We start from the raw sequence: 14,370 nt of genomic DNA, 5'->3' as shown, positions 1-14,370 counted from the left end.
GACAAAAAACGCGTAAAATAGCGCAAATACCTCATATAAAAGTAATCATCCATGGCCGCAGAAGCACAACTGAATCCGACACAGCCCGTTAATCAGCAAATTTATCGTATCCTGCGTCGGGATATCGTCCATTGTCTGATCCCGCCAGGCACCCCTCTTTCGGAAAAAGAAGTCTCCGTGCGCTTTGACGTTTCCCGGCAACCGGTACGCGAAGCTTTTATCAAACTGGCTGAAAATGGCTTAATTCAGATCCGTCCGCAGCGCGGCAGCTATGTGAATAAAATCTCGCTCTCGCAGGTGCGTAACGGCTGTTTTGTCCGCCAGGCCATCGAATGCGCCGTGGTGCGACGCGCCGCAGGAATGGTGAATGATGAACAGCTCTACCAGCTTGAGCAAAATCTCAATCAGCAGCGTACGGCGGTGGAGCGGCAGCAGTTAACGGATTTTTTCCAGCTGGATGACGAATTTCACCAGAAGCTCTCGCAAATCGCCGACTGCCAGCTCGCCTGGGATACCGTCGAGAATATTAAAGCCACCATTGACCGGGTGCGCTATATGAGCCTCGATCATGTGACCCCACCCGATATGATGCTGCGTCAGCACTATGATATTTTCCAGCCGCTGGTCGCCCGCAATCCGGATGCGGTTGAAAAAGCCATGCGCCTGCATCTGCAAGAAATTAGCGAGTCCGTGCTGCTTGTTCGTCAGGAAAACAGCGACTGGTTCAGCGAGGAATAAAACGAGTTGCGGCAGAACAGGTTATCTGCCGCTAGAAATTGACTTACCTGACAACCAGAACCGGTATTTTAGCGTGACGTAAAATCGACTCAGCGTTTGAACCAAGAAGATGAGTGGATATACCCGGCTTGCGGGAACCAATAACGATAACGTCAAAATCCTCATTGCCGCTCACCGCCAGAATTTCATCGCGCACGTTGCCAAAGACCACTCTGGAATGAATCCGCTCGGCGGGAATGGAGAACAGACGGGATATTGTCTTCATCTTTTTCTCCGATTCCTCACGCATATAGGCCTCAAACTTACGTATATCGGCCGCAAAACCGCGTAAAATTGAGCTGCTGCTGTTCGGCAGAACGTTGAGCAGCGTAATCTCCCCTTCATCCGCTGATGCTAAAAACTCAGCATGGCGAACCGCTTTGTCACTTAAATCCATTTCAAAAACGTCTACGGGCAGCAAAATTTTTTTGTACATAGTCCGTTCTCCTTTTTTCTGAGGAAACTTAGTAAGTTAACTCATCATGCCATATTTACTTCACCAGGAGAATGAATAATCACCCAGATAAATATTTAATTCATTAAAATAGACATCAGTTATTTATACTTAACTGTTGTTAGATAAAGTTATGTATATTCAACGATCTGGATCAAAGATTGCGCCTGACGCGAAATATATTTCTGGCGGGAAAAGCGTTCAGGGATAAAGCATGAGGGCAATGCCGCCGGGACCGGCGGCACGCGGGTGAAATAAATTAGTTTGCCTGAGCCCAGGCCGCTACGGTCGCTTTTGCGCCGTGCTGCTGCAGGGATAAATAAGCGCGAACCACCGCGTTCACGAAACGGCTCTCCTGGGGCAGGCTGGCACCGAAAATAGCCTCAATACCCAGCAGCGCGCGCACGCGTTCTTCGCCGTCTGCGCTATTCTGTACGGTTTGCGCAATTACCGGCAGTAAAGGATCGGAGATTTCAATCGCCTGCCCCTGGTCATCCACCCCGCTGACATAGCGCATCCAGGCCGCGACGCCCATTGCCAACAGCGTAAAGTCGCCGCCATGCGCCAGGTGCCAGCGAATCGAATCCAGCATCCGCTGCGGTAGTTTCTGACTGCCGTCCATCGCTATCTGCCAGGTGCGGTGCTTCAGCGCCGGGTTGCTATAGCGCTCGATCAGCAGACCGGCATAGCGTGCCAGATCCACACCCTGCACGTTCAGCGTCGGCGCCTGCTCCTCCAGCATCAGCGCACGCGCGGCGCGACGGTAGTTTTCGTCCTGCATACAGTCATTAATATGCTGGTATCCCGCCAGATAGCCCAGCCAGGCAAGAAACGAGTGGCTGCCGTTCAGCATGCGCAGCTTCATCTCTTCAAAGGGCAGCACGTCCGACACCAGCTCAGCGCCGGCTTTTTCCCACTGCGGACGACCGGCGACAAAGTTGTCTTCAATGACCCACTGACGAAACGGTTCGCAGGCGACGCCGGCCGGGTCGCGAACGCCGGTGAGCTGTTCAATTTTCTCCAGCGTTTCGGCCGTCACCGCCGGTACGATGCGGTCAACCATGGTAGAAGGGAAAGTGACACTGCGCGCAATCCACTCGGCTAATTCGGCATCGACGGCGCGGGCATAGGCGCAGACGACATTACGCATGACGTGACCGTTTTCCGGCATATTGTCGCAGGACATCACGCTGAAAGCCGGCAGACCTGCCGCCTTGCGGCGTGCCAGCGCTTCTACCACCACGCCCGGCGCGGATTTCGGTTGATGAGGGTTTTGCAAATCGGCAACAATCAACGGGTGATCTAACTGCAGTTCACCGCTGGCCGGCGAGTGGCAGTAGCCTTTTTCGGTAATGGTCAATGACACAATAGCGACCTGAGGCTCGCACATTTTTGCCAGCACGCTTTCCAGACCATCGACCTGGGCATGCATCGCCTCTTTGACCACGCCAACAATGCGGGCGGTCCAGGCATCCGCCGACATTTCGGCGACGGTGTAAAGTAAATCCTGCTGTTGCAGATCGGCGATTTGCTGCTCGCCACCGATCAGGTTCACTTCTGTATAGCCCCAGTCGCTGCCGTGTTCTGTCGCCAGAATATCGGCATATACCGCCTGGTGAGCGCGATGAAATGCGCCAAAGCCCAAATGAACGATGCGCGGAATAAGACCGTTGCGATCGTAAGCTGGCAGCGTGGCGTTCGCTGTTAATAGCATATGTTCCATGGTGGCTCTCATACTTATGATTTCTGGATCCCCACGGTAAGTGGGAACCGGCTGGTGAAATAAACCATCTCATGCAATTGGTATGATATCTTTGACTTTTATCAACTACCATACAAGAAGACGGACGAGTTATACTTTCGCTATTTCTGAGTATAAAAGAGTGAAAATGCCGGGCTAATGGCCCGGCATAATGTTATTTACGGCGATCATCATTCGGTGCGGAGTTTGTGTTTTTTAAATATATTGCCCGTTACCCACCGCTTTATTCTGCGGCGCGCAGTCTGCGGCGTCATTCAGCAAGCTCAGATCGCGGTCGCGCACTTCAGGCATCAGAATGGCGGAAATTAAGCCAATGATGGAGTAGCACACCAGCATCACAACAATGGGCATCCAGGAACCGGTCATATTGCAGAAAATACCGGCCAGCACCGGGCCAAAGCCTACGGCGACTAATCCCCCCGCCTCTTTTGAAATTGCCATGCGGGTAAAGCGATTACGTGAACCGAACATTTCCGCCATGGTGATGTTTTCCAGCGCAAACAGACCCAATACCGCGATATTATGAATGACGATCAGTGACGCCATGATGGTGCTCGCGCTATAGCTCTTATCCACAATAATCGACAGCATGGGGTACGCCAGAATAATGGCTGAAATATTAATGATAATATAGGGTAAGCGACGCCCCACTTTATCAGACAGCCACCCAAGAAATGGGATGGTAATAAAGCCGATAACAGAGCTAATCATTAACGCATCGGTAGGGATAGCTTTATCAAACAGTAATGTTTGTACCAGATAGCCCGCGAGGAAAGTTTGCAACAATCCTGAATTTCCCGCCTGTCCGAAGCGCAGACCCGTCGCCAGCCAGAAGGACTTACTTTTCAGCATGGCGCTAAAGGTACCTTCCTGGGTTGCTATCTCTTTCTGCAGGACGCTGTCTTCGCTCACTTTCTCAAAAACCGGGCTCTCTTTCAGATTGAGACGCAGCCAGATGGCAAAGATCATCACCACTACGCTTGCCAGGAACGGCACTCGCCATCCCCACGCGACGAGCTGTTCACGGTCCAGCACGAAGAACATCACCGCCCAGATAGCCGTGGCGCTTAACGTACCGCAGTTGGTGCCCATAGCCACCAGCGAAGAGATAATTCCACGCTTACCTTTCGGCGCATATTCCGCCAGCATGGTACCCGCACCTGATATTTCAGCCCCGGCGCCCAACCCCTGAATAATACGTAAAGTCACAAGCAACACCGGCGCTAAAATACCAACCTGGGCATAGGTTGGCAGCACGCCAATAAGCGTGGTACAGATCCCCATCATGGTGATGGTAATAAACAGAACCTTCTTGCGCCCAATACTGTCGCCCATTTTACCAAAAATAAAGGCGCCGACGATCCGCGCAATATAGCCCGCGCCGTAGGTTCCCATTGCCAGAATCAGCGCCATGGCGGCGGATTGCTCCGGGAAAAAAATCTCATGGAAAACCAGCGCTGCGCCAAGGGAATAGAGTTGGAAATCCATAAACTCCAGTGCCGTGCCTAACCAACCAGATACGGCTGCACGAATGAGATCGGAAGTGGTTCTCTCATTTTTTACGGTAGTCATAATGATTATCTCTAATTGTAGAATACAGAGTCCGCACCTGTTGTTATTGGCTGAAGGTTAATAAAACCTTACAGCAACGTTTCCTGTCATTTTCAAAAAGCTCCAGTGCATCGATAACATGTTGATAAGCAAATTGATGAGTAATCAGCTCCTCCGGGTTAATTAAGCCTTGTTCCAGCCACTTTATGACCACCGGGAATTTATTGGCGTTAAGACGCGACGAGAAAATAGAGAGCTCTTTGCCGGTAATACCCTGCTGTGCAACCTGCGAAGGCTCCGTCGAGAATCCCATTAAAACAATTCTCGCCGCCGGAGAAGCCAGGGTGACCGCCTCTTGTAGAATCGAGGGATGACAGGCCGCATCGATAATCAGCGTCGGTAGTACCCCCTCCGCCTTCAGCGTATCCGTCAGAGGCACGACGCTGTTATTAATCACCCAATCCGCGCCGTTACGCTGGGCCATCTCCAGGCGTTCATCAATGCGATCGACCACGATGACCTGCTTAACGCGATACACCCGCTTCAGCACCTGAATGGTCGTCAGGCCCATTGGCCCGGCGCCGTAGACCAGCGCGATATCCTGATCGGTTGGCGAAACGTGCCCGGTAACGTTGGCCGCGATAGTGAAAGGCTCAATCATCACCGCATGTCTGTCCGTCACGTTGTCCGGAACCTGCCAGGCATTTTTCGCCGGCACCACCGCGTACTCGCTAAAGCCGCCATCCCGATGCACGCCGAGCACCACCAAAGAGGTGCAAACGTTTGGTTTGCCCACCGAGCAAGGATAGCAATGGCCGCAGCTGATGACCGGATCAACGCTGACCCGCTGGCCGATGGCTTTGTCGGTAACCCCTTCTCCGATGGCGTCGATAACGCCAAAAAATTCATGGCCAATAACGCGCGGGTATTTGGCAAACGGATTGTGGCCGCGATAAATATGGCTATCGGAACCGCATATCCCCGCCAGCTTAATTTTTACCCGCACTTCGCCCGCGGCAGGCTGCGGGATAGGACGATCTTCAATCACCAGTTCGTTGGGCTGGCGAATCACGATACTTTTCATTTTGACTTCCTTCTTTACCAGTTCCACAACGTGCCGTCTTCCAGACGCGCTACAGGCAAATAGGCCGGTTCATAGGGGTATTTCGCGGCCAGTTTTTCATCGAACTCAATTCCCAGCCCCGGTTTTTCACCCGGATGCATATAGCCGTTATCAAACGTCCAGCTGTGCGGGAAGACTTCCAGCATCTGTTCGGAATAGCCCATATATTCCTGGACGCCAAAATTCGGCACCCACAGGTCGAAGTGCAGCGCGGCCGCCATGCAGACCGGAGAAAGATCGGACGGCCCGTGTGAACCGGTGCGTACCTGATAAAGCGAGGCAAAATCGGCGATCCGACGCATCCCCGTAATCCCGCCTGCGTGGGTAATGGTGGTGCGGATATAGTCAATCAGCTGCTCTTCGATCAGCTGTTTACAATCCCAGATGCTGTTGAAGACTTCTCCGACGGCAATCGGCGTGACGGTATGCTGGCGAATTAAACGGAAACACGCCTGATTCTCCGCCGGGGTCGGATCCTCCATCCAGAACAGGCGGTAATCTTCAATACTTTTGCCAAAACGCGCCGCTTCAATCGGCGTCAGGCGATGATGCATGTCGTGCAGCAGATGCTCGTTAAAGCCAAATTTTTCGCGTACGGCGGCAAACAGCTGTGGCGTAAAATCGAGATACTTCTCGGTAGACCACAGCTGCTCTTCCGGCCACTGGCCTTTGGTTGCCGGTTCGTAGGCCTGCCCTTTACCTTTCGCCATCCCGTAGGTGGTTTTCATCCCCGGCACGCCGCACTGCACGCGAATCGCTTTAAACCCCTTCTCTTTGTGGCGCGCGTAGTCATCCAGCACTTCATCGATGGAGTGACCCGTAGTGTGGCAGTAGACCATCACGCCTTCGCGCGAAGCCCCGCCCAGCAGCTGGTATAGCGGCATGCCTGCGGCTTTCGCCTTGATATCCCAGAGCGCCATATCGATAGCGGAAATCGCCGACATCGTGACCGGACCACGACGCCAGTAGGCGCCCTTGTAGAAAAACTGCCAGATATCTTCGATGCGATGCGCGTCGCGGCCAATCAGCTGCGGACAGAGATGATCCCGCAGATAGGACGCAACGGACAGCTCGCGACCGTTTAGCGTCGCGTCACCTAACCCGACGATCCCGTCATCAGTGGTGACTTTAAGGGTGACGAAGTTGCGCCCCGGACAGGTGACGAAAACTTCAGCGGCAACGATCTTCATTTCTCATTCCTTACTTCTGTGCGGTTAGTGGGTAAAAGTAAACCATCAGACCTACTACCATACAAGTATAACGATCGAAAAAGACGCGGCAGATCACAGTATCCCATCGGGGATAAAAGCGGCGTGAACAGAGAAAGCGAGCGAGAAGGCAGGAAGAGATGGGCCGGGACAGCATCACCTGGCCCGGCTCACTCAGTATAAGAAGGCTATGCGCGTCCCCAGCCGGCCACAATAATCAGCATGCCGCACAGCGCAACCAGCGCGCCGGCCCAATCATAGTGGCTGAGTTTGACGCCATCGATAAAGCGCAGCCACAGCAGCGCAGTACACACGTATACCCCACCGTAAGCGGCATAAACCCGTCCGCTGGCCTCGGGGTGCAGCGTCAGAAGCCAGACAAAAAGCGCCAGCGCCAGGGCCGTCGGCATCAGCAGCCAGGGCGTCGCCCCGCGTTTTAACCAAAGCCAGGGTAAATAGCAGCCAATGATTTCGCACAGGGCGGTAGCAAAGAAAAGCAGCGTGGTTTTTAACATGCAAAGCGTCGTAAGTTGAACAAGCGTTAACGCATTCTACGCAATAATGGCCGTCGTTTACTCTGTTTTGTCGGGTATGCCGTCGAAAGGAGATGTAGTAAACTCAATCCAAGGGAATCGCTTAAAGGAAATCGTGATGAACACAACACTGAACAAACGCTGGTGCCTGACTGCCCTGCTGGCGCTGAGCGCGGTGGTCTTTACCGCATCGTCATTCGCCAAAACGGACAAGCTGGTCATCGAATCCGGCGACAGCGCCCAGAGCCGCCAGCAGGCCGCCATGGAAAAAGAGCAGTGGAATGACACCCGCACTTTACGCCAGAAGGTCAACAAGCGCGCCGAAAAAGAGTGGGATAAAGCCGACGTGGCTTTTGACGCCCAGGACAACTGCCAGAAGAGCGCGAACGTCAACGCGTACTGGGAGCCTAACACCCTGCGCTGCCTTGACCGCCGCACCGGTCGCACCATTACCCCGTAATGAATGGCGCCCGCACGGGCGCCACAATCACCAAAACTTCGCTATAACACACAGGTACTCCCATGACTGACGCTTATCACGTCAAACTCCGCCCGCTTGAGCGCGAAGACCTTCGCTTTGTCCACCAGCTCGACAACAACGCCAGCGTTATGCGCTACTGGTTTGAAGAGCCCTATGAAGCCTTTGTTGAGCTTTCCGACCTGTACGACAAACACATTCACGATCAGAGCGAACGCCGCTTTGTCATTGAATGCGACGGCGAAAAGGCCGGACTGGTTGAGCTGGTTGAAATCAACCACGTGCACCGCCGCGCCGAGTTTCAGATCATTATCTCTCCCGATTATCAGGGAAAAGGTCTGGCCACCCGCGCCGCTAAGCTCGCGATGGACTACGGCTTTATGGTGCTCAACCTGTATAAGCTCTACCTCATCGTCGATAAAGAAAATGAAAAAGCGATCCACATCTACCGCAAGCTCGGATTTATGGTGGAAGGCGAGCTGATTCATGAATTCTTTATTAACGGCGAATACCGCAATACCATCCGCATGTGCCTGTTCCAGCACCAGTATCTGGCCGAGCATAAACCGCAGGGCCAGACGCTGCTGAAACCGACGGCTCAGTAATAGTCAATAGTGCTTTTGATGGTGTAGTGGCGGGTTAACGCAGGCTGCACGCTGTCGTCGACAACCTTAAGCTCGCAGCTTACCGGGTTGTCGTGACTGTCGTAATCGCAGGTCTGGCTTACGTTGCCCAGCGCGCGGTCATTGAAGGTGCTCACTGCGGTGTAGTCCATTTTTTTGCGCGGATCGGATGACGGCGTTGAGGCCACCGTAAATTGTTCACCTTTGGCTATGGTGGTTTTGCCCAGCGGATAGCCTTCTCTATCGTAGCGGTACGTCGCTGTACTCTCCTTGCCGCGAGCGGTGACGACAAACCCGTTATCATCGGTTTCCCAGGAGACCCCCGCCGAGGGCATTTCCGCCAGCTGACATTTGCCTTGTAAACGCAGGCGCTTTTCGTGGCTTTGCGCATCCAGGTAGTAGTTAGCGTCCAGCACCAACGCCGCGCCGGTTTTATTCTCCCGATCCTCAAATGCCAGCAGGTCAAAGCATCCTTCGCTGGATAAACGCCCTTTAACCCACTTCACCACTTGATCGTGTTCGTCATACAGCGTCTGGCTAAACGCTTTCACCGGCCCGCGCAGCGGATCGAACTCAAATTCGTTAGAAAAGCTGGCCATTTCCGGGGTGAAGGCCTGCGGCGCGCCCTTTTCATCGCAGGCGCTAAGAGCCCCGACAGCCAGTAACAGCAACAACCGTTTTTTCACGCGCGATTCCTTTTGTGCATAGTTCAATCATATTAGCAAATACAATTGTTTACACCACTTCTGCTATGCTTAAATCTGGATAACGTTAATAAGGAGTTTATGATGAAACTATCACCCTGGCTATGTGCGGCTCTGCTGCTGGGTTCGACAGCTGCTTTCGCGGCGCCGGATTCCTGCGAGCGGGTAAAAAGCGATATTCAGCAAAAAATCATCAACAACGGCGTCCCGGAATCGGGCTTCAGCCTGACGATAGTCCCGAACGACCAGCCCGATCAGCCCGGCGCGCAGGTTGTCGGCCACTGCGCCAACGACACCTTTAAAATCATCTATACCCGCGACAGCGGTGCGCAGTAACCTCGCCGAATGTCTGGAGAAGTCTTATCCCTCGGTTGACCAGGGATAAGATCTCTCTACTCCATTTTAAGTATGATTCCTCACTCTCCACGCCGACCTTACGAAGGCGTTGGCATTACGCCATTATAACAAAATCATGGAGTGAGCAATGTCTAACCAGGAACATACCGACGGCCTTACCCGTCGAACGCTAATCAAATCAACCGCCCTTGGTTCGCTGGCTCTCGCCGCCGGCGGTTTATCGCTGCCGTTCAGCCTGAGTCACGCCGCTGCCGCGGTGCAAGACGCCGCTCACGGCGAGGAGCGTATCGTCTGGGGCGCCTGTTCGGTCAACTGCGGCAGCCGCTGCGCCCTGCGTTCACACGTGCGTGACGATGAAGTCGTCTGGGTCGAAACCGACAATACCGGCGCGGATATTTATGGCGATCACTAGGTGCGCGCCTGCCTGCGCGGCCGATCCATCCGCCGCCGCATTAATCATCCCGACCGCCTTAACTATCCCATGAAGCGCGTCGGCAAACGCGGCGAAGGCAAGTTTGTCCGCATTAGCTGGGAGGAGGCGCTGGATACGATCGCCGACAATCTCAAACGCATCGTCAAAGAGTATGGCAACGAAGCGGTTTATATTAACTACTCCTCCGGGATTGTCGGCGGCAATATGACGCGATCGTCGCCCACCGCCTCACCGGTTATGCGCCTGATGAACTGCTACGGCGGTTCGTTAAACCAGTACGGGACCTACAGTACCGCGCAAATTGCCTGCGCCATGCCCTACACCTACGGCAGCAATGACGGCAACAGCACCTCCGATATCGAAAACAGCAAGCTGGTGGTGATGTTCGGCAATAACCCGGCGGAAACCCGCATGAGCGGCGGCGGTATTACTTATTATTTAGAACAGGCGCGCGAGCGCTCCAGTGCGCGGATGATCGTTATCGACCCGCGCTACACGGACACCGCCGCCGGGCGGGAAGATGAGTGGATCCCGATTCGCCCCGGCACCGACGCCGCGCTGGTGGCAGGTATCGCCTGGGTGCTGATTAATGAAAATCTGGTCGATCAGGCGTTCCTCGATACGTACTGCGTCGGCTACGATGAAAAAACGCTGCCGGCAGATGCCCCGAAGAACGGGCATTATAAAGCGTATATTCTTGGACAGGGCGATGACGGCGTGGCGAAAACGCCGCAATGGGCCTCGCGGATCACCGGCATTCCCGTCGACCGCATCATCAAGCTGGCCCGGGAAATCGGCAGCACCAGGCCGGCTTACATTTGCCAGGGATGGGGACCACAGCGCCAGGCTAACGGCGAGCTGACCTCCCGGGCGATCGCCATGCTGCCTATTTTGACCGGCAACGTCGGCATTAACGGCGGCAACAGCGGCGCCCGCGAATCCACCTATACCATCACCATTGAACGCCTGCCGGTACTGACCAACCCGGTCAAAACCGCCATCTCCTGCTTTAGCTGGACCGACGCCATCGACCGCGGCCCGGAGATGACCGCCACCCGCGACGGCGTTCGAGGAAAAGAGAAGCTGGACGTGCCGATTAAATTCATCTGGAACTACGCCGGCAATACCATCATTAACCAGCACTCCGATATCAATAAGACCCACGAGATCCTGCAGGACGAAAGCAAGTGCGAGACGATCGTGGTTATCGAAAACTTTATGACCTCCTCGGCCAAATACGCCGATATCCTGCTGCCGGACCTGATGACCGTCGAGCAGGAAGACATTATTCCCAACGACTACGCCGGCAATATGGGCTATCTCATCTTTATTCAGCCAGTTACCTCCGCTAAATTCGAGCGCAAACCTATCTACTGGATCCTCAGCGAAGTGGCAAAACGGCTTGGCGAGGATGTCCACCAGAAGTTTACCGAAGGCCGCACCCAGGAGCAGTGGCTGCAGCATTTGTACGCGAAAATGCTGGCGAAAGACCCGGCGCTCCCGAGCTACGATGAACTGAAAAAGATGGGGATTTATAAGCGTAAAGACCCCAACGGTCACTTTGTGGCCTACCGCGACTTCCGCAAAGACCCGGTCGCCAATCCGCTAAAAACCCCGTCGGGTAAAATCGAGATCTACTCCAGCCGTCTGGCGGATATCGCCGCCAAATGGCAGCTGGAAAAAGACGAAACCATTAGTCCATTACCGGTATATGCTTCTACTTTCGAAGGGTGGGACGATCCACTGCGTGAGAAATTCCCGCTGCAAATGTTCGGCTTCCACTATAAAGCACGTACCCACTCCAGCTACGGCAACGTGGATGTCCTGCAGGCGGCCTGTCGTCAGGAGGTGTGGCTAAATCCGCTGGACGCCGAAAAGCGCGGGATTAAGAACGGCGATATGGTGCGCGTATTCAACGCCCGCGGCGAGCTGCGCATTCCGGCTAAGGTGACCCCGCGCATCATGCCCGGCGTGTCGGCGATGGGCCAGGGCGCCTGGCATGACGCCAACATGAATGGCGATCGTATCGATCGCGGCTCCTGTATTAATACGCTGACGACGCACCGTCCTTCGCCGCTGGCTAAAGGCAATCCGCAGCACACCAATCTGGTCGAAATCGAGAAGGTTTAAGGAGTAAACCATGAGCGCTCAGTATGGATTTTTTATCGATTCCGCCCGCTGCACCGGCTGTAAAACCTGCGAGCTGGCCTGCAAGGATTATAAAAACCTCACGCCTGACGTAAGCTTTCGCCGCATCTACGAATACGCGGGCGGCGACTGGCAGGAGGACAACGGCGTGTGGCAGCAAAACGTCTTCGCCTATTACCTGTCCATCGCCTGCAACCACTGCGAAGACCCGGCCTGCACAAAAGTGTGCCCCAGCGGCGCCATGCACAAGCGCGATGACGGCTTTGTGGTGGTGAACGAAGAGGTATGCATCGGCTGTCGCTACTGCCATATGGCCTGCCCGTACGGCGCGCCGCAGTACAACGCGGCAAAGGGCCATATGACCAAATGCGACGGCTGCTATGACCGGGTCGCCGAGGGTAAAAAGCCGATTTGCGTCGAGTCCTGCCCGCTGCGGGCGCTCGACTTTGGTCCCATCGAAGAACTGCGCGAAAAGCACGGTCAGCTTGCCGCCGTCGCCCCGCTGCCGTCCGCGCACTTCACCAGGCCGAGTATCGCGATCAAACCGAACGCCAACGCGCGTCCGTGCGGTGATACCACCGGCTATCTGGCCAATCCGAAGGAGGTGTAAAATGGGAAATGGATGGCATGAATGGCCGCTGGTGCTGTTTACGGTGCTGGGGCAAAGCGTTGCAGGGGCGATTATCGTCAGCGGGCTCGGCTGGCTTTCGCTGAATAATAACTCCGAAGCCCGGCAGCGCCTGGTGCGCTGCATGTTTTTTATCTGGCTGGTCATGGGGATTGGCTTTCTGGCGTCGATTATCCACCTCGGCTCGCCGCTGCGGGCATTTAACTCTCTTACCCGGGTCGGCGCATCGGCGTTAAGTAATGAAATCGCCAGCGGCGCGCTGTTTTTCGCCGTCGGAGGAGTCTGGTGGCTGCTGACGTTTCTCGGCAAAATGCCGGCAATCCTGGCCAAGGCCTGGCTTCTGCTCACCATGCTGCTCGGCTGCCTGTTCGTCCTCGAGATGACCCTGGTCTATCAAATTAATACCGTGCCGACCTGGTATAATGCCTACACCACCGCCGCCTTCTTCCTGACGATGGTGCTGTGCGGGCCGCTTTTCGCCGCCCTGCTGCTGCGGGTAGCCAACGTGCCTTTTAACGGCACGGTCTTCGCGTCGATGAGCGTCCTCGCGCTGCTGGCAAGCCTGGCCGTGGTCATTTTGCAGAACAGCGAACTGGCGGAGATCCGCAGTTCCGTGCAGCAGGCCAGCGCCCTGCTGCCAAACTACGGCTGGCTACAAATCCTGCGTTTAGCATTTTTGACGCTGGGCCTTGGCTGCTGGATCTGCCCGCTGGCAAGAAAGAAAAACCCGCGCATCGCCAGCCTGCTGCTCGGACTGATACTGGTATTACTCGGCGAGTTTATCGGTCGCGGCCTGTTTTATGGCCTACATATGACCGTCGGTACGGCGATTGCCGGTTAATGAATGGGTGCCGCGGCACCCTCTGCAGTAAGGAATAGATATGATGCAATCGCAAGACCGCGATGCCGTCGCACTCAGCGCCCGTACGCTGGGGGCGTTGTTCTCTTATGCTCCGGGCAGCGAGCAGGCTGCTCCGCTGGTTGCCGCCCTGCGCGACGGCAGCTGGCAAAGTCAGTGGCCCTGGCCGGTCTCGAACGGCCTGGCGGCGCAGTTCGCTCTCGAAGACGATGAACCGCTGGCGGACGCCTGGCAGCGGCTGTTCATCGGCCCGTGGGCGCTGCCTGCGCCGCCGTGGGGCTCCGTCTGGCTGGATAAAGAAAGCGTGCTGTTTGGCGACTCTACGCTGGCGCTGCGCGAGTGGATGCGTGCTAACGGCATCGGTTTGTCTGAGCAACGCGCTGAACCGGAAGACCACTTCGGTACGCTGCTGCTGCTGGCGGCCTGGCTTTGTGAATCCGGTCAGGATGAGGCATTTAACCAGCTTCTGGCCTGGCATCTTCTACCGTGGTCGGGCCGTTTTCTGAGCGTGTTTATTGCCGGGGCGGGAAACCCTTTTTATCAGGCTCTTGGTCAGCTGGCGCAAGAAACGCTGGCGCGATGGCAGGCGCGGCTGCCCTGCGCGGTCGCGGATAAGCCGCTCTACCGCTAATGCCCTGACGTTATGCCCGCCCGCCGGGCATAACGCACTTCGTGACAACGTCACATTTAATCTCTTTCGCACTTATCGCTTTTGCGTCTATGCTTATTCCC

14 protein-coding genes and 1 pseudogene are annotated in these 14,370 nt (G+C 55.2%); 8 read left to right on the top strand and 7 right to left on the bottom strand.

The window, feature by feature from the left end; all coding sequences use genetic code 11:
• Positions 1-51: 51 nt before the first annotated feature.
• Positions 52-738, top strand: a complete 687-nt coding sequence (locus tag CDA56_RS15090; RefSeq protein WP_004851246.1) for a GntR family transcriptional regulator — start codon at positions 52-54, stop codon at positions 736-738.
• A 43-nt stretch (positions 739-781) separates the two neighbouring features.
• On the opposite strand, the gene CDA56_RS15085 is transcribed toward CDA56_RS15090, so the two are convergent.
• The 6 genes from CDA56_RS15085 to CDA56_RS15060 form a co-directional block, all read right to left on the bottom strand.
• On the bottom strand, positions 782-1,213 hold the full coding sequence (locus CDA56_RS15085; RefSeq protein WP_025105778.1) for a universal stress protein: 432 nt from the start codon (positions 1,211-1,213) through the stop codon (positions 782-784).
• Between the two features lie 277 nt (positions 1,214-1,490).
• The gene (locus CDA56_RS15080; protein ID WP_064377334.1) at positions 1,491-2,954 is read right to left on the bottom strand and encodes a mannitol dehydrogenase family protein; all 1,464 of its coding nucleotides are present in this window, start codon (positions 2,952-2,954) and stop codon (positions 1,491-1,493) included.
• A gap of 234 nt (positions 2,955-3,188) precedes the next feature.
• Positions 3,189-4,565, bottom strand: a complete 1,377-nt coding sequence (locus tag CDA56_RS15075) for an MFS transporter (protein WP_029946863.1) — start codon at positions 4,563-4,565, stop codon at positions 3,189-3,191.
• Between the two features lie 43 nt (positions 4,566-4,608).
• Complete coding sequence (locus tag CDA56_RS15070) at positions 4,609-5,628, bottom strand: Zn-dependent oxidoreductase (RefSeq protein WP_038424569.1); 1,020 nt, start codon at positions 5,626-5,628, stop codon at positions 4,609-4,611.
• A 14-nt stretch (positions 5,629-5,642) separates the two neighbouring features.
• Positions 5,643-6,857, bottom strand: a complete 1,215-nt coding sequence (rspA, locus tag CDA56_RS15065) for a starvation-sensing protein RspA (protein ID WP_102803265.1) — start codon at positions 6,855-6,857, stop codon at positions 5,643-5,645.
• A 206-nt stretch (positions 6,858-7,063) separates the two neighbouring features.
• Positions 7,064-7,390, bottom strand: coding sequence for a YnfA family protein (locus CDA56_RS15060; RefSeq protein ID WP_004851258.1), 327 nt, complete (start codon positions 7,388-7,390; stop codon positions 7,064-7,066).
• Positions 7,391-7,526: 136 nt separating this feature from the next.
• Between CDA56_RS15060 and CDA56_RS15055 the strand changes: the two genes are divergently transcribed.
• The gene (locus tag CDA56_RS15055; protein WP_004851259.1) at positions 7,527-7,868 is read left to right on the top strand and encodes a DUF1283 family protein; all 342 of its coding nucleotides are present in this window, start codon (positions 7,527-7,529) and stop codon (positions 7,866-7,868) included.
• A gap of 62 nt (positions 7,869-7,930) precedes the next feature.
• Complete coding sequence (speG, locus tag CDA56_RS15050; RefSeq protein ID WP_004102449.1) at positions 7,931-8,491, top strand: spermidine N1-acetyltransferase; 561 nt, start codon at positions 7,931-7,933, stop codon at positions 8,489-8,491.
• Here the strand turns inward: speG and CDA56_RS15045 are convergent.
• A complete protein-coding gene (locus CDA56_RS15045) occupies positions 8,485-9,195 on the bottom strand; it encodes a YnfC family lipoprotein (RefSeq protein WP_014229527.1) in 711 nt (236 codons plus the stop codon). The genes speG and CDA56_RS15045 overlap by 7 nt on opposite strands.
• Before the next feature lie 102 nt (positions 9,196-9,297).
• Between CDA56_RS15045 and CDA56_RS15040 the strand changes: the two genes are divergently transcribed.
• The 5 genes and pseudogenes from CDA56_RS15040 to dmsD all read left to right on the top strand — a co-directional run bounded on the left by CDA56_RS15040 (position 9,298) and on the right by dmsD (position 14,269).
• On the top strand, positions 9,298-9,549 hold the full coding sequence (locus tag CDA56_RS15040) for a DUF1161 domain-containing protein (protein WP_004119709.1): 252 nt from the start codon (positions 9,298-9,300) through the stop codon (positions 9,547-9,549).
• Between the two features lie 148 nt (positions 9,550-9,697).
• Positions 9,698-12,133, top strand: a pseudogene (gene ynfE, locus CDA56_RS15035) (selenate/tellurate reductase subunit YnfE).
• A 10-nt stretch (positions 12,134-12,143) separates the two neighbouring features.
• Positions 12,144-12,761 (top strand): DMSO/selenate family reductase complex B subunit, encoded by a 618-nt coding sequence (locus CDA56_RS15030; protein ID WP_032719195.1) that lies wholly within the window; start codon positions 12,144-12,146, stop codon positions 12,759-12,761.
• A 1-nt stretch (position 12,762) separates the two neighbouring features.
• Entirely contained in the window at positions 12,763-13,620 is an 858-nt protein-coding gene (locus tag CDA56_RS15025) for a DmsC/YnfH family molybdoenzyme membrane anchor subunit (protein ID WP_014229530.1), read from the top strand.
• A gap of 40 nt (positions 13,621-13,660) precedes the next feature.
• Positions 13,661-14,269, top strand: a complete 609-nt coding sequence (gene dmsD / locus CDA56_RS15020; RefSeq protein ID WP_102803267.1) for a Tat proofreading chaperone DmsD — start codon at positions 13,661-13,663, stop codon at positions 14,267-14,269.
• Positions 14,270-14,370 lie beyond the last annotated feature (101 nt).

Source organism: Klebsiella michiganensis, from assembly GCF_002925905.1.
GTDB classification, from domain to species: Bacteria; Pseudomonadota; Gammaproteobacteria; order Enterobacterales; family Enterobacteriaceae; genus Klebsiella; species Klebsiella michiganensis.
The sequence above is the reverse complement of the archived record's forward strand: the minus strand, read 5'-3'. Positions and strand labels throughout refer to the sequence as shown.

What these genes read in the sequence shown, in the direction of transcription:
- CDA56_RS15070 (WP_038424569.1), bottom strand. Translation starts at nt 5,628, where the DNA reads ATGAAAAGTATCGTGATTCGCCAGCCCAACGAACTGGTGATTGAAGAT.
- dmsD (WP_102803267.1), top strand. Translation starts at nt 13,661, where the DNA reads ATGATGCAATCGCAAGACCGCGATGCCGTCGCACTCAGCGCCCGTACG.
- rspA (WP_102803265.1), bottom strand. Translation starts at nt 6,857, where the DNA reads ATGAAGATCGTTGCCGCTGAAGTTTTCGTCACCTGTCCGGGGCGCAAC.
- CDA56_RS15030 (WP_032719195.1), top strand. Translation starts at nt 12,144, where the DNA reads ATGAGCGCTCAGTATGGATTTTTTATCGATTCCGCCCGCTGCACCGGC.
- speG (WP_004102449.1), top strand. Translation starts at nt 7,931, where the DNA reads ATGACTGACGCTTATCACGTCAAACTCCGCCCGCTTGAGCGCGAAGAC.
- CDA56_RS15025 (WP_014229530.1), top strand. Translation starts at nt 12,763, where the DNA reads ATGGGAAATGGATGGCATGAATGGCCGCTGGTGCTGTTTACGGTGCTG.
- CDA56_RS15085 (WP_025105778.1), bottom strand. Translation starts at nt 1,213, where the DNA reads ATGTACAAAAAAATTTTGCTGCCCGTAGACGTTTTTGAAATGGATTTA.
- CDA56_RS15055 (WP_004851259.1), top strand. Translation starts at nt 7,527, where the DNA reads ATGAACACAACACTGAACAAACGCTGGTGCCTGACTGCCCTGCTGGCG.
- CDA56_RS15090 (WP_004851246.1), top strand. Translation starts at nt 52, where the DNA reads ATGGCCGCAGAAGCACAACTGAATCCGACACAGCCCGTTAATCAGCAA.
- CDA56_RS15080 (WP_064377334.1), bottom strand. Translation starts at nt 2,954, where the DNA reads ATGGAACATATGCTATTAACAGCGAACGCCACGCTGCCAGCTTACGAT.
- CDA56_RS15040 (WP_004119709.1), top strand. Translation starts at nt 9,298, where the DNA reads ATGAAACTATCACCCTGGCTATGTGCGGCTCTGCTGCTGGGTTCGACA.
- CDA56_RS15060 (WP_004851258.1), bottom strand. Translation starts at nt 7,390, where the DNA reads ATGTTAAAAACCACGCTGCTTTTCTTTGCTACCGCCCTGTGCGAAATC.
- CDA56_RS15075 (WP_029946863.1), bottom strand. Translation starts at nt 4,565, where the DNA reads ATGACTACCGTAAAAAATGAGAGAACCACTTCCGATCTCATTCGTGCA.